General features: G+C 36.8%; 10 protein-coding genes. All 10 read left to right on the top strand.

Annotated features, from left to right (window positions below; genetic code table 11):
- Positions 1 to 5 precede the first annotated feature (5 nt).
- The 10 genes from SJY44_RS10880 to SJY44_RS10925 all read left to right on the top strand — a co-directional run bounded on the left by SJY44_RS10880 (position 6) and on the right by SJY44_RS10925 (position 15,615).
- Positions 6 to 1,307, top strand: a complete 1,302-nt coding sequence (locus SJY44_RS10880) for an anthranilate synthase component I family protein (protein ID WP_396589727.1) — start codon at positions 6 to 8, stop codon at positions 1,305 to 1,307.
- Positions 1,308 to 1,329: 22 nt separating this feature from the next.
- Complete coding sequence (gene tilS, locus SJY44_RS10885) at positions 1,330 to 2,637, top strand: tRNA lysidine(34) synthetase TilS (RefSeq protein ID WP_396589728.1); 1,308 nt, start codon at positions 1,330 to 1,332, stop codon at positions 2,635 to 2,637.
- Positions 2,634 to 4,613, top strand: coding sequence for a cytochrome c biogenesis protein CcdA (locus SJY44_RS10890; RefSeq protein WP_396589729.1), 1,980 nt, complete (start codon positions 2,634 to 2,636; stop codon positions 4,611 to 4,613). The genes tilS and SJY44_RS10890 overlap by 4 nt, the downstream gene beginning before the upstream one ends.
- Before the next feature lie 82 nt (positions 4,614 to 4,695).
- Entirely contained in the window at positions 4,696 to 7,089 is a 2,394-nt protein-coding gene (locus SJY44_RS10895) for a penicillin acylase family protein (RefSeq protein WP_396589730.1), read from the top strand.
- 195 nt (positions 7,090 to 7,284) lie between these two features.
- Positions 7,285 to 8,037: a hypothetical protein gene (locus SJY44_RS10900; RefSeq protein WP_396589731.1), complete on the top strand. Its 753-nt coding sequence runs from the start codon at positions 7,285 to 7,287 to the stop codon at positions 8,035 to 8,037.
- Entirely contained in the window at positions 8,034 to 10,805 is a 2,772-nt protein-coding gene (locus tag SJY44_RS10905) for a carboxypeptidase-like regulatory domain-containing protein (RefSeq protein WP_396589732.1), read from the top strand. Before SJY44_RS10900 ends, SJY44_RS10905 begins: the two co-directional genes overlap by 4 nt.
- A gap of 4 nt (positions 10,806 to 10,809) precedes the next feature.
- Positions 10,810 to 12,033 carry a DUF4249 domain-containing protein gene (locus tag SJY44_RS10910; RefSeq protein ID WP_396589733.1) on the top strand — a complete coding sequence of 408 codons (1,224 nt, stop codon included), beginning with the start codon at positions 10,810 to 10,812 and terminating at the stop codon, positions 12,031 to 12,033.
- The gene (locus SJY44_RS10915; RefSeq protein ID WP_396589734.1) at positions 12,030 to 13,232 is read left to right on the top strand and encodes a DUF4249 domain-containing protein; all 1,203 of its coding nucleotides are present in this window, start codon (positions 12,030 to 12,032) and stop codon (positions 13,230 to 13,232) included. The genes SJY44_RS10910 and SJY44_RS10915 overlap by 4 nt, the downstream gene beginning before the upstream one ends.
- Before the next feature lie 23 nt (positions 13,233 to 13,255).
- On the top strand, positions 13,256 to 14,440 hold the full coding sequence (locus tag SJY44_RS10920) for a DUF4249 domain-containing protein (RefSeq protein ID WP_396589735.1): 1,185 nt from the start codon (positions 13,256 to 13,258) through the stop codon (positions 14,438 to 14,440).
- Positions 14,437 to 15,615 carry a DUF4249 domain-containing protein gene (locus tag SJY44_RS10925; protein WP_396589736.1) on the top strand — a complete coding sequence of 393 codons (1,179 nt, stop codon included), beginning with the start codon at positions 14,437 to 14,439 and terminating at the stop codon, positions 15,613 to 15,615. Before SJY44_RS10920 ends, SJY44_RS10925 begins: the two co-directional genes overlap by 4 nt.
- Positions 15,616 to 15,666: the final 51 nt, after the last annotated feature.

A 15,666-nucleotide genomic window follows, 5' to 3' on the forward strand; every position in this document is an offset into this window, starting at 1 on the left:
ACCTATTGCGCAAGCATCTTTCTTTCTCAATTTCCTCTCCTTCAATACTTAAGGACAACTTACTGGAATGGTCAAAAACATATGACAAGATTGTGTGGTTGGACAGCAACGAACATGTTGACAGTTACGGTTCGTACGATGCGATTTTAGCAATTTCAAGACAGACCGATAGGTTCGCCAAAATTATTAAAAGCACCGATGAAGCACATGAATTTATCGGTAAAAAGCAGGATTGGCTATTTGGTTATTTCTCCTATGATTTAAAAAATGAACTGGAAGATTTAGTTTCCGACAACTTTGATGGCCTTGGTTTCCCAGAAATTCATTTTTTCCAACCTTCAAAAATCATTCAGGTTAAAGGAAATAAAATCAGCTTTTTATATTTAGAAGATTGCGCGGATGAAATAGAAAATGACTACTCCCAAATAGAAAAGTTAACGCACTCTGAGAGTGAAAAAGAAGATCCTTCACAATCTGTCCACATAAAAATGCGCGTTCATAAGGATGCCTATTTTGAAAAGGCAAATAAGTTTTTGGAACATATATATCGAGGAGATATTTATGAAGCCAATTTTTGTCAGGAGTTTTATGCAGAAAACACATGTATTAATCCTTTGACCACCTACAAAAATTTAAACGCTATTTCCAAACCACCGTTTGCCGCTTTTTTTAGAGATGATGATAAATATTTGTTGTGTGCTTCTCCAGAGCGTTATCTTAAAAAGTTGGATGAAACCATTATTTCGCAACCCATTAAAGGGACCGCCCAAAGGGGAACAAATAAGAAGGAAGATGAACAATTTAGAATACTGCTTGGGAATGATGAAAAGGAACGTGCTGAAAACATTATGATTACGGACTTAGTCCGTAATGATCTATCTAAGAGCGCATTAAAAGGAAGTGTGCAGGTGAAAGAATTATGTGAAGTGCATACATTTAAGCAAGTGCATCAAATGATTTCTACAGTTGTTTCAACAGTGCCAAAAGATAAAAATCCGTTTGAACTTATTAAGGAAACCTTCCCAATGGGGAGCATGACGGGAGCCCCAAAAATTTCTGCAATGAAAATCATTGAAGAGTTAGAAGAAACAAAACGAGGGCTGTATAGTGGTGCAGTGGGGTATTTTGAACCTAATGGAAATTTTGATTTTAATGTGGTCATTCGTAGTATTCTTTATAATGCCAAATTAAAATACGTTTCCTTCTCCGTGGGAAGTGCCATTACTGCCAAATCAAATCCTGAAAAGGAATACCAGGAATGTCTTCTTAAAGCGAAAGCTATGAGAAGCGTTTTGGAGCAGAGCTGATGTTTATTGTTAATTTTGCACTATGCTAGCACAATTCTTGAGCCATATTGATTCTAACTTCACTTTCTTAAAAGGAAAGCGATTGTTGTTGGCATGCAGTGGGGGAGTAGACAGTGTAGTACTTGCGCATTTGTGTGTTGGTGCTAATTTGGATATCACCCTAGCGCATTGCAATTTTAATTTGAGGGGAAAAGAAAGTGATGATGATGCATTGTTTGTTAAAGATTTAGCGAATCAACTTGAAATAGATTTTAAGACAAAATCTTTTGATACCAAGAAATATGCTCAAACTCATAAGGGGTCTACTCAAATGATTGCGAGAGAACTTAGGTACCGGTGGTTTGATGAAATTATGGATACCGAAGGTTTTGATTATGTTATGACTGCCCATCATGCTGATGATAGCGTCGAAACTTTTTTAATCAATCTTTCAAGGGGTACAGGAATTGATGGACTTTCAGGAATTCCAGCGATGAACGAAAAGATAGTGCGACCACTTTTGAGCTTTTCAAGAAAGGCCATTTTAGACTATGCAAATGCTGAACACATTGATTGGAGAGAAGATAGCAGCAATGCGGAGAGCAAATACCTTCGCAATAAAATCCGTCAAGAAATTGTTCCAAGACTAAAAGAACTTCATCCAACTTTTTTGGAAAACTTTAAAGGGACACAAACCCATCTGCTTCAAACTAGTGTTATAATTCAAAGCCATATTGATAAACTTAAGGACAGTCTGTTTGAAAAAGGAGAAGGACATTTCAAAATAAATATAGACAGCCTGACAAAATTAGAACCCCTTGATGCGTATTTATATCAACTCTTTAATGAATATGGATTTACGGAATGGGAGGATGTAAATAGACTTTTAAATAGTATGAGCGGTAAAGAAGTGCAATCTAATACTCACAGATTAGTGAAGGATAGAGAGTACTTACTTCTTTCTAAAAAAGAAGACAAAAACAATGAAATTTTTGTTGTTTCTGAAGGCGCTGGAAGTATTGATTTTCCTGTTCAGCTGAAGATTGAAGAAGTAAAGACCCTTGAGGAAACGGCTAAAAATGTGGTTTTTTTGGATAAGGAAAAGTTAAACTATCCGTTAATGTTAAGGAATTGGGAAAAAGGCGACTATTTTTATCCTTTTGGAATGAAAGGAAAAAAGAAGCTTTCTAAATTCTTTAAAGATGAGAAAGTGGATGTTCTTTCAAAAGAAAGGCAATGGCTTTTGTGCTCAGACAATAATATTGTTTGGGTAATTGGAAGAAGGCCAGATGAACGCTACAAGGTTGATGATTCAACTAGAAATATTTTAAAAATTACATTTTCTGTATGAAGTATTTGTTTCTATTCTTAGGTTTCTTTTATGCTTTTTCTACTGTTCAAGGGCAATCTGAGGACAATCCTGCCCTGTGGTCCCATGAGGTTAAAAAAATATCAGATACTGAATACGAACTTGTCTTTAAAGGGAAAATTCAGGAAGGCTGGCATGTATATTCCCAATACACAGCGGAAGGAGGTTCCCTTCCAAGCGAATTCACTTTTGAAAATGCAGGAGAGGAATATGAGTTGGTTGGAGAAACAAAAGAGAGTGAGACCATAACAGAATACAGCGATGTCTTTGAAGTTGATGAGACTTTTTTCAAGAAGGAAGCAATATTTACACAAAAAATAAAATTGTTGAAACCCGAAATCACCCAGATTTCGGTCAACTTGTTTTATCAAATATGTAAAGAAGTATGCATTCCAAAAGATGAGCTGTTTCAAATCTCACTAAATGGAGATGTTTTTGTAAACGAGAATAAGCAGGTAGATGAGCACAGTGCGTTACTTAGCTCGTCTTTAAAGTTGGATTTAAAGAACAAAGAACTTCTAAACCAGGGAGATTTTGAGAATTTGAAGGGGGTATCCAATCTTTGGATGATTTTTGGTCTTGGGTTTTTAGGAGGACTTATCGCATTGTTGACACCATGTGTTTTCCCTATGATTCCATTAACGGTCTCTTTTTTTACCAAACAGACCAAACAAAAGTCTAAAGGAATAGGAAATGCCATATTGTATGGTTTCTTTATTGTACTGATTTACTTTTTGCTGAGTTTACCTTTTCATTTGTTTGATTCAGTTGACTCGCAAATCTTGAATACTATAGCGACCAACATTTGGTTAAATGTGCTCTTCTTTGTCATATTTGTGTTTTTTGCCTTTTCCTTTTTTGGGTATTATGAGCTAACCTTACCAAGCTCTTGGGCAAATAAAATGGATGCAGCTTCTTCTAAAGTAGGAGGAGGACTGGGCATATTCTTTATGGCTTTAACTCTTGCAATCGTTTCTTTTTCATGTACGGGACCTATTTTAGGAGGACTTTTAGGAAGTACCACTCTGGCTGAGGGTGATGTAGCTACAAACCTTTCTTCTGGCATGGTAGGTTTTGGTTTGGCTTTAGCATTACCATTTGCATTGTTTGCGCTATTCCCGACTTGGTTAAATTCCTTGCCCAAATCTGGAGGTTGGATGACCACTGTAAAGGTTGTTTTAGGGTTTTTGGAATTGGCACTTGCATTTAAATTCCTTTCAAATGCAGATTTGGTTGGAAATTGGGGCATTTTCAAAAGAGAAATATTTTTGGGTGTTTGGATTGTGTTGTTTGTTTTGTTGACATTGTACCTTTTCGGAATCTTCAAGTTTCCACATGATGGTCCAAAACAAAAACTTTCGCTCACTCGAAAATTCGTGGGATTAGTAAGTATTGCTTTTTCAGGGTACCTGATAATGGGTTTACTCAATGTTACAAACTTGAAATTGCTTAGTGGGTTTCCTCCCCCTGATTTTTATAGTATAACAGAAACAGAAAGTGATTGTCCATTAGGTTTAGATTGTTTCAAAGACTTTGAAGAAGGAGTAGCCTATGCGCAAGAGGTGAACAAACCTATTCTTTTGGATTTTACGGGTTGGGCCTGTGTCAATTGCAGGAAAATGGAAGAAAATGTTTGGAGTGATTCCAAAATATATCCAATGCTAAAAAATGAATATGTTCTCATTTCATTATATGTTGATGATAGAAAAGAACTCCCGGATAGCGAAAAATTTGATTTTAAGTACGATTCGGGTAGAATAAAAGCCATTGAGACCGTAGGACAAAAATGGGGTACTTTTCAAACCATAAACTTTAATGCTGCTTCCCAACCGTATTATGTGTTGTTATCTCCAAATCTTGAAATATTAAATGATGCGGTACAATATGTAGACAAGGACGTTTATGAAATGTGGCTCAGATCTGGTCTGGAAAAGTATCAGCTATCCATGAATAAATAACACCTACATTCTTCCCATTATTTTACCCTTTTTGGAAAAAAGTTTAACTTAGTTCAACTAATTAACTTAACCAAGCACCCCCGTGAAGAAGTTAAAAAGAGTACTTAGAGTACTTGTTCCTATATTACTTGCTGTAATCATTAGTGCCTTTTTATTCATAAACAGCCTTAAGCCCGATTATGATGGAGAAAAAGTATTGCCTGGGTTAGAAAGTGAGGTAACTGTTTTTTATGACACTTATGGAATTCCCCATATTTATGCTGATAATGAAAATGATGCTTTTCGTGCTTTAGGATATGCTCATGCACAAGATCGTCTTTGGCAAATGGAATTGCTTAGGAGAGTTGCTAAAGGTGGACTTTCTGAAGTTTTCGGAAGGGACTTGTTAGAAACGGATAGATTCTTTCTTTCTCTGGGAATAAGCGATTATACAGAGCAAACAGTTTCCAGATTAGATATGGATAGTGATATGGTGATTCTTTCAAATGCATATTTGGATGGGATAAATGAGTTTATTAAAGAAGGCCCTACACCTATAGAATTTTACCTTACAGGATTGGAAAAAACACCCTTCTCTCTTGAGGATATCTATAATGCAACGGGTTACATGGCCTTTAGTTTTGCCATGGCCCATAAAACAGATCCCTTGTTGACCAATATTCGAAATCAGTTTGGTGATGACTATGTTAAGGATTTAGCCATAGATTCGGATACTTCAACGGTTTGGATCAATAATTATAAAAGACCAGATTTAGATTCCATTGATATAAATATTATAGGTGGTATTACTCGCGCTTTGAAAAAATTGCCCATACCTCAATTTATTGGGAGCAATAGTTGGGTCTTGGCACCAGAGAAAACTAAAAATGGAAAAGTTATACTGGCAAACGACCCCCATGTTGGTTTTGCCCAGCCCTCTGTTTGGTACGAAGCTCATATGAGTACCCCTAAATATGAAAAATACGGGTACCACTTTGCAGGCATACCGTTTCCTGTATTGGCCCATGACAGAAATTTAGCCTTTGGCCTAACAATGTTTGAAAATGATGATATTGATTTTTACTTTGAAGAAACTCATCCAACTGATAGCACAAAGTATAAAACCGAAACAGGGTGGGAAGAGTATGAGGTTGTAAGTAAGAACATTAAGGTTAAAGATAGTGGTGACATCACTTTTACTTATAAGAAGACAAGGCACGGTCCTATATTGAACAATATTGCAAAACAAATCAAAGGAGAACGTCCAATTGCTATGTCATGGATTTATACCCAGGTGGAGAACCAGGTAATAGATGGACTGTATGGTATGGGTCATGCCGAAAACATAGATGAATTTGAAGCAGAATTACCCAAAGTACACGCACCGGGCTTAAATGTAATGTATGGTGATGCTGCCGGGAATGTTGCATGGTGGGCCACCGCCAAGTTGTATCAAATGCCAGATAGCATATCCACCAAATTTGTCCTTGATGGAACCACAGGGAAAGAAGAGCGTTTGGATTATCTTGATTTTTCAAAGAATCCAAGTGCGGTAAATCCACCTTGGAATTATGTGTATTCGGCCAATAACCAGCCAGATTCTATTTCTGGAAGGTTGTACCCAGGGTATTATTTGCCAGAAAATAGAGCTAGAAGAATCGTACAGCTGCTGGATTCAAAAAGTGATTGGGACAAAGAATCAACATCAGAAATGATACTCGATGTCACTTCAACCGTGAACCCAGCTTTGGTTACAGAGTTGATAAAACTTCTAGATGTCACCAACTTATCCGAAGAGCAATTGGTGCAAGTGGATGCACTCAAAAATTGGAATGGGGAGTATACGCTTGACAACACAAATGCAGTACTTTATCATAGGTGTGAGTATTATGTTTTAAAAAATACTTTTGAAGATGAATTGGGAGCAGAACAATTCAATCAGTTTTTGAGCACACATTTACTTAAACGCCATATAGCTAAGGGAACTAGCATGGAATCTGGGAAATGGTGGGATAATGTCCATACAAAAGATATAATTGAAACTAGGGATGATATTGTATTAAAATCTTTTGCAGATGCATGGTATTCCTTGATAAATGACTTTGGTACAGACCCAACCCAATGGACTTGGGAAAAGGTACATACTTTGGAACATGAGCATCCCATAGGTAAAGTAGAGTCGTTACGAAAGTTTTTTAATGTGGGTCCTTATCCGGTACATGGTACTAGGGAAGTTATCAACAATATGGCGTTTCCTTATGATAGCACAGGTTTTTATAAAGTCAATTCGGGACCATCAACACGTCGTATCATAGATTTTTCAGATATAGAGAATAGTATTAGTATTCTACCCACAGGTCAATCCGGAAACCCTTTCAGCAAGCACTACAAAGATCAAGCAGAACTGTTTGTCAATGGTAAGTTTAGAAAAATGATGATGAACAAGCAAGAAATTGAAAGTAGCGCTGAATCCGTGTTGATATTTTCTAAAGAATAGACTAAGTCGAACCGGATGTTTAAGAACTATATCTCATATGTTCTTTATGATAGTATATTTATCAGAAATTTATGTTAATTTTTAAGGATTTTCTATTTTTTTGCGCTTCAACAGGTTTGATGATTATAAATAGTATTTTAGTTTAGCTAATTTAAATAAGAATTGTCTTACCCCAGGCACAACCTAACATAAATTATGATTTGTTTTTTTAAGAATTCTTTAGTGTCATTTTTGGCCTTTAGCGTCTTTTCCATAGCCTATGGTCAAGATGTAGCGCAAGTAAAATATTATAATTTTTTTGACCAACAGGTCGGTGTTGAAAACACGGGACTGTATCAAGGAATTGTGTATGCCGAGCAATACAGAACAATCAATGAAAAAACCCAATTCTTTAAAACCCGGGACTTTCTTAAAGGTAGTGTCTGTTATGACGGACAGTGCTACTATGACCTGGATTTAAAGTATAACGTCTATGAAGACGAAGTTTTGATGAGGTTAATTACCAAAGCGGGAGGGGGTACAATCAAGTTGTTTAAAGATCATGTAGATAGCTTTGAAATTACGGGAAGCAATTTTATTAAAATTCTTCCAAAGGATGCACCTTCTTTGAATGCTTATGGTTTTTATGAAGTAGCCTTTAGTAACTCACGGTTTACTTTATACACCAAACACGTCAAGAAAAATTTTGAAAGAAAAGATAGGAAATCTCTCTATTACGAATTTTTGAAAGGTCAAAGTGAGCACGTCCTTTTTTACAACGATACATATACCATTATTAATTCCAAGAAAGACATAGTAGAATTGTTCCCAGCACAAAAAAAGGAAATCGACAAATTCTACAATGTGGCAAGATCACTAAGAAAATCAAACCCAGATGGTTTTCAGGTCAGTCTAATGAAACGCATTGAAATACTATTATCCCGAACCGAAAACCAATCAGGAGAATGAAAAAACTTTTTACTATCATCGTGCTTCTTGTAAGCACGCAATACGCCATTGCACAGGAAGAAATACCAAAAATTTCAGTTTCATTTACTAATGTAGATGTGTCAAGGGCACTTGAAATGATTGAGAACAAAACTGACTATAAATTCTATTATTTGGATGAGTGGTTAGAAAATGTGAAGGTTACGGGTAATTTTCAAGATACTCAGGTAAGCCTGATATTAGATGATTTGTTCAAAAATACTGTGTTGAACTTTTACATTTCTGATGACCAAAAGATATTTCTGTTGCAGAACAATCAGATTTATGATTCCCTCCCAGATGATTTTTTTGGAGAACAAGAAGATCAGCTTTCGGATGAAGAAATAGGATATGAGCAATTAAAAGACTTAGGACCTTTATTTGTTAATTCAAATGATGGTGCAAATAGAGGATTAGAAGTTGTAAAAATTGGTAGAGAAAACAGAAACAATAGAAGGAGAACCTTCACATTGACTGGAAAGATAGTTAATGCCAAAGGCCAACCAATACCAGATTTAGCTCTAATTATAAAAGGCAAAGATATCGGAACATCAACTAACGCAAGTGGAAACTACACGGTAGAACTTCCAGTTGGTGAGAACATTATTGAAACAAGAGGGCTTGGTATACAAGATTCCAGAACCAAGGTGATCTTGTATAATGATGGAGTTTTTAATTTTCAATTGGACGAAAGTGTTGAGGTATTGGACGAGGTGGTAGTGCAGGCCAATAGAGATCGAAATGTGGAAGCAGCTTTGACTGGTGTAACCCTTATTGAAGTTGAAAAAATAAAGAATATCCCCTTGGTTTTGGGAGAGAGGGATATACTCAAGGCTGCGGTAACTCTACCCGGTATTACCACAGCAGGTGAAGGTGCTGCCGGTTTTAATGTAAGAGGAGGTAGAACGGACCAAAATTTAATTTTATTGGATAATGGTGTTATCTATAACCCATCACACTTTTTTGGAATCTTTTCCGCTATTAATCCTTTTAGTACTGGATCAGCGGAAATTTACAAAGGAAATATTCCAGCTGAATATGGTGGTAGACTTTCCTCTGTTTTTGACATTACTACCAAAGACGGAAATACAGAAAAATTTGCAGGTGAAGCTTCCATTGGACCTGTGACAAGCAATATTGTTCTTGAAACACCTATAGTTAAGGATAAATCAGCTTTACTGGTTGGAGGTAGAGCTACATATTCAGATTGGATATTACGTTCCTTAGATGATGAACAATTAAACAATAGTACGGCTTCATTTTTTGATGTGGTTGCAAAATACAACCATACCATAAATGAAAACAATGAGATAAAAGCAACTGGATATTTTAGCCGCGATGCTTTTAGTATTACCTCAGATTCCATATTTGATTATAGCAACAGATTGGTTTCATTGAAGTGGGATCATAAATTCAGCGAAAAAACAACAGGAAGCCTTATTCTTTCTAACAGTGAATACAAATTTGGAATTGAGTTTAATGGCGAATCCAATGACGATTTTGATTTAGGATATAAGAACAATGAAACTGAGGTTAAAATAAAGATGAAATACCTTCATAGTGACAAACACAAATTTGATTATGGTATATCTAGTAAGCTTTATGTGGTAGACCCGGGAGATATTGTGCCACTAGGAGCCCAGTCAGATGTCTCTTCTTTGACCATACCTCAAGAACGGGGTCTGGAATCGGCAGTTTTTATATCTGATAGCTATAAAGTCAATGATAAATTGCTGATAGACATGGGACTCAGGTTTTCATTTTATGCTGCTCTCGGTGCTTCATCCCAGCGAATTTATCAAGATAATGCACCACTCAATAGCGGTACTTTTGTGGAGACTCAAGAGTTCGATAAAAATGAAGTGATCGAAACTTATGGAGGTCCAGAGGTGCGACTATCTGCAAGATATTTTATAAAGCCGGACCTGTCAGTAAAGGCAAGTCTTAATAACGCTTACCAGTACATCCATACATTATCCAATAACACAACGGTATCACCAACAGATACATGGAAGTTATCTGATTTAAATATTGAACCTCAGGAAGCATATCAGGCTTCACTAGGGTTATACAAGAATTTTGAAGGCAACAAATATGAGCTGAGCGTTGAAGGATATTACAAGCAACAAAAAAATCTATTGGATTATAAGGTAGGCGCCCAGCTATTGCTTAATGAAGCCATAGAAACCGAAGTGTTGCAAGGAGACGGAAAAGCATATGGGGTAGAGTTTCTTCTAAAGAAAAGCGAAGGAAAATTGAATGGTTGGTTAGGTTATACCTATTCACGTTCCTTTGTAAAATTGGATAGTGAGTTTAATGAAGAGAGGGTAAACAATGGAGACTTTTTTCCGTCAAACTTTGATAAGCCTCATGACATAAGTGTAGTTGCCAACTATAAGTTCACCAGAAGGTTTAGTGCATCGGCCAACTTTGTATATCAGACAGGAAGACCTGTCACATTTCCGATAGGAAGCTTTTCTTTCAATAATTCAGAGTTTGTTTTTTACAGTGACAGGAACAAGTTCAGAATCCCTGATTATTATCGATTGGATTTGAGCTTTAACATGGAAGGAAATCATAAGATCAAAAAGTTTGCACATAGTTTTTGGAGCTTTTCAATCTATAATGTATTGGGAAGAAATAACCCATACTCTGTATTCTTTGTAACGCAAGATGGAGATATAAAAGCATTCCAAAGCTCTATTTTCTCAATACCTGTGCCTACTATAACCTACAATTTTAAGTTTTAAATGTATGAAACTACTAAAAAAACATTTTTGCTTTTTAGTAGTCATCAGCATCGTTTTGCTATTTATTGGATGCGTTGAGGAATTTATTCCAAAAGCAGGTGAATTTAATGACATTCTTGTAGTTGAGGCTACAGTAACCAATGAAATGAAACATCACAAGATTTATTTGAATAGGACATATTCTTTTGAAGATGAAATTGCGCTTGCGGAAACCAATGCGCAGGTTATGATTCTTGAAGATTCAAACAACCAACATATGTTTGAAGAATCAGAACCAGGCGTATATACTTCAATCAATCCATTCAATGTTGTTCCAGGGTCTAACTACCAACTGAAGATTACCATGACAGACGGAAGTTCCTTTAGTTCTGATCAAATGACCTTGCCCCAGGGTTCCGCAATAGATAGTTTGTATACGGAACGTATTGTAAACGATTTTGGTGAAGAGGGCATGGGAATTTATGTAGATAATACCAATGCTCAAGAAGGTTCAAAAAACTTTCGATATGAATATATAGAAACCTATAAAGTCATAGCGCCAGATTGGAATTCAGTTGCACTGGTCAATGTACCGCAACCCGTATGCCCCATGGTAATAAAAGCAGGTAGAGAGCGGGAGGAACGTGTATGTTATACCTCAAAGAGCTCCAACGGTATAATTTTGGCCAGCACGGATAGCTTTGATGAGAACCGGGTGCAAAGATTTCTTGTTCGGTTTATTGATAGGAGCAATTACATTCTATCCCATCGCTATAGTATTTTGGTAAAACAATATGCGCAAAGCAATGCAGCACATTCCTTTTATGAGGCACTTAAAGAGTTTTCAAGCTCAGAAAGCTTGTTTTCCGAGACACAGCCTGGGTTTTTAGAAGGAAACCTGCATTCCGATTCTGATAGGAACAAACAAGTTTTGGGGTATTTTGATGTATCCACAGTTTCTGAAAAAAGGATTTATTTCGATTATGAAGATTACTTTCCTGGTGAAGAACTTCCTCCATATGCAGATCCATGCCAAAGAGCCGCACCAAAAGTGGCCGCAGGACATAGTTCTGAACCTAGGTGTATTCTTCCGGTACTTGTGGAAATGGATTTAATACGATACGTGACTGATAATTCAAGCTATACAGGCCCTCAGTCAGAAGGAGGCCCTTTTATAACAGTTCCCCGTGTATGTGGGGATTGCACGGTTTTAGGCTCAACTGAGATTCCAACATTTTGGGAAGAATGAAAAGAACATACAGCACATATAAACTTTTACCCATTGGTGTAGTGCTGAGCTTCACCTTAGATGGATGCATAGAAGAATTTGATGCTGAGTTCGAAGATTTTGAAAGTGCTATCGTTGTAGAAGCCACCATTACGAATGAAATGGAACAGCAACAGGTTTTTTTAAGCCGTACCTACAAGTTTGAGGAAGAAGGACCAACGGCAGAAACTAATGCCCAAGTAAGGATAATAGAAGGAGGCAATACATATACATTACAGGAAACCGAACCAGGAACCTATGTGTCCGAACAAACATTTTCTGCCCAACCAAACGTAGCCTATCAACTGCTAATAGAAACCCAAAATGGTAGAAGATATAGTTCCAATGAAATGACGTTGACCGATACCGCCCAAATAGATAATTTAAGTGCGGAACGCATAACCAATGATTTTGGTGAAGATGGGGTAGCTATTTTGGTGGATAGTTTTGATGCTACAGGAAATTCTAAAAACTTTAGATATGAATTCTCAGAAACCTATAAAGTTATAGCCCCAGAATGGAATGCCTTTGACCTAAAGAGTACTGGAATAGAATGTGGGGTGGATGTAATTCCAAAAACGGAACAAGATCAAGTTTGTTTTGCCTCAAATGTTTCTAATGACATCATTTTGGCCAGCACAGCCAATTTTGATGAAAATAGGATAAGTAAGTTTATGGTGCAATTTGTAAGTGGGGAAAACTATATCATTTCCCACCGGTATAGTGTGGAGGTGACACAATATATATTGTCAAACGAGGCATTTTCATATTTTGAAGCCTTAGACCAATTTTCAAGCACTGAAAGCCTTTTTTCTGAAAGCCAGCCTGGTTTCTTGATAGGCAATGTTTTTTCAGATGATAACCCAGATGAAAAAGTACTTGGTTTTTTTGATGTAAGTACAGTTTCTAAAAAACGAATTTTTTTTAACTATGATGATTTTTACCCTGGAGAAGATTTACCATCATATGTAAATCCTTGTCTGGAAATAGCACCTAAATTAATTAGCCAAGGCGGTGCTAGATGTATTCTTAGTGCTTTGGTAGATGCTAATCAAGTTAGTTACTCTAATGTAAATGATGACCCCCCTTTTGAAGAAGGCCCATTTCTGGTATTACCTCGAGAATGTGGGGATTGCACAGTTTTAGGCAGTAATGAACAACCTGATTTTTGGATAGAATGAGGAAGAGAAACAAAATATTCATAATGGTGATCGCTTCGTTTCCAATGATGTGTATTTGTTCATGCATCGAAACTTTTGAAACCAAGTTTGAGGATTTTGAAAGCGCTTTGGTATTTGAAGCTATAATAACAGATGAGTTAAAGCAGCATGAGGTAAAGGTTACCAGAACTTATGAGTTTGAGGATGAAGGCCCCGAGACAGAATCAAATGCTGACGTTAGGATAGTGGACGGAACGGGAAATACTTTTGTGTTTCAAGAAACTCTTCCGGGCACCTACGTTTCCAATCAATCTTTTGCCGCACAATCTGGAACAACATATCAATTGTCCGTAACTACAAATGATGGCAGGTCTTACAGTTCAACGGTTATGGAGATGACGGAAAGCACCACCATTGACGAAGTCTCGGCACAGCGCATTACAAATGATGAGGGAGTAGATGGAATGGCAATTTATGTAGATAGTTTTGATCCTTCTGGTAATTCGGTTAACTATAGGTATGAATATGAAGAAACCTATAAAATAATTGCACCTCGACATAATAAGAATACTTTAGAAATTTTATTTTCTGTCTATCCTGAATGTGAAGCCAGAATTGTACCCAGAGAAGTTGAGGAACGTGTTTGTTATGCCACCAACTTATCCAACAGGATTATCCAAACAACAACTAGTGAGTTGGATGAAGATAGAGTCGATAAGTTTCTTGTTCGTTTTATTCCAAGCGATGACTTCATTTTATCACATCGTTACAGTATTTTGGTGAGGCAGTATGTTCAGTCCAATATTGCCTATTCTTTTTACGAGACCCTTAATGAACTATCTGGCAATGAGAGCCTTTTTTCAGAAACGCAACCTGGATTTCTAATAGGAAACGTTTCTTCAGATAATAGCAGAGATGAAAAGGTTTTGGGATATTTTGATGTTTGTGCCACTAATGAGAAACGGATTTTTTTCGATTATAAGGACTTTTACCCAGATGAGCCTCTTCCTCCTTACATTGTCCCATGTGTTGAAAGTTCGCCACTGGAGATTAATCATCCACCAGGGACTTGCCCATTGATCAGGCAAATAGAATTGGATATTGTGGAACTAATTGGAGAAAATGAAGGCCAATTTCCTCTTGGAGGACCATTTATAATTGTTCCTCGCGAATGTGGAGATTGCACTGCACTTGGTAGTAATATACAACCTGATTTTTGGCTGGAATGAGCAAAAGAAGAAAAATAATAAAACTTACAACGGCTTCATTTTCCATAATGTGTATTGGTTCTTGTATAGAACCCTTTGATGCCAAATTCGAAGATTTTGAAAGTGTTTTGGTAGTGGAGGCCACCATTACGGATCAGCTTGAACAACAGCGCGTATTTTTAACGCGGACTTTTGAATTTGATGATGACGCCCCTTTTCCGGAATCCAATGCAAATGTTAGTGTTAAGGGAGGCGGTAATGTTTTTGTCTTTCAAGAGAGTGTTCCTGGTTTGTACTTATCAACCCAAGCTTTTGCCGCTCAGTCGAATATCGATTACCAATTGCGTATTGAAACTCAAAATGGAAGCTCATATAATTCGCAACAAATGACGTTGACCCAAGCAACGCAAATAGATGACCTGCGTGCTGAACGTATTTCTAACAATCTGGGGGAAGATGGAGTAGCTGTTTTGGTGGACAGTTTTGATTCAACGGGAAATTCAGTTAATTATCTATATCAATATGAAGAAACCTATAAAATTATAGCTCCAGATTGGGCTCCTCTGGATTATGTAATTCGGAATCAAGAGGGTGTAGATATGTTGGAGTTAATTCCAAGAGGCATGGATGAAAGAATCTGTTATGCTACGGATGTCTCAAACTCCATTATACTTGCAAATACTACAAATTTGAGTGAAGATAGAGTGTCCAATTACATGGTAAGATTTATGGGTAGCAACAACTATATTTTATCTCATCGCTATAGTATTTTGGTGAAACAGTTTGTGTTGTCCAATGCGGCCTACACTTTTTATGAGAGGCTAAATCAGTTTTCGGAAAACGAAAGTCTGTTTTCAGAGAATCAGCCTGGTTTTTTAGAGGGAAATATTTCCTCAGAAGACAGTAGGGAAAAGGTATTGGGGTTTTTTAGTGTAAGCAGTGTATCGGAAAAGCGAATATTTTTTAATTACGAAGACTTTTTTCCAGATAAAAGATTACCAGAATTTGTAAACCCTTGCAGACCTGTTGGAGTTGGTACAGGACTATTGGAACAAGTAAGAGCGGATGTGGTAAAATATTTTGGAACCATTGTGAATAACATTACAGGAGAAGTAGAAACAGCTGTTGTACCTAGGGTTTGTGGGGATTGCACTGTATTGGGGTCTTCTGAAATACCTGAATTTTGGATAGAATAATTATGATTAGAAATATATACTTTCTTTTGATTGTCATATTATCAACAATAT

Source organism: Allomuricauda sp. R78024 (assembly GCF_044596045.1).
Taxonomy (GTDB): domain Bacteria; phylum Bacteroidota; class Bacteroidia; order Flavobacteriales; family Flavobacteriaceae; genus Flagellimonas.

Coding starts and splice junctions, on each gene's coding strand:
- tilS (WP_396589728.1), top strand. CDS start 1,330: ATGCTAGCACAATTCTTGAGCCATATTGATTCTAACTTCACTTTCTTA.
- SJY44_RS10905 (WP_396589732.1), top strand. CDS start 8,034: ATGAAAAAACTTTTTACTATCATCGTGCTTCTTGTAAGCACGCAATAC.
- SJY44_RS10920 (WP_396589735.1), top strand. CDS start 13,256: ATGGTGATCGCTTCGTTTCCAATGATGTGTATTTGTTCATGCATCGAA.
- SJY44_RS10900 (WP_396589731.1), top strand. CDS start 7,285: ATGATTTGTTTTTTTAAGAATTCTTTAGTGTCATTTTTGGCCTTTAGC.
- SJY44_RS10925 (WP_396589736.1), top strand. CDS start 14,437: ATGAGCAAAAGAAGAAAAATAATAAAACTTACAACGGCTTCATTTTCC.
- SJY44_RS10890 (WP_396589729.1), top strand. CDS start 2,634: ATGAAGTATTTGTTTCTATTCTTAGGTTTCTTTTATGCTTTTTCTACT.
- SJY44_RS10910 (WP_396589733.1), top strand. CDS start 10,810: ATGAAACTACTAAAAAAACATTTTTGCTTTTTAGTAGTCATCAGCATC.
- SJY44_RS10915 (WP_396589734.1), top strand. CDS start 12,030: ATGAAAAGAACATACAGCACATATAAACTTTTACCCATTGGTGTAGTG.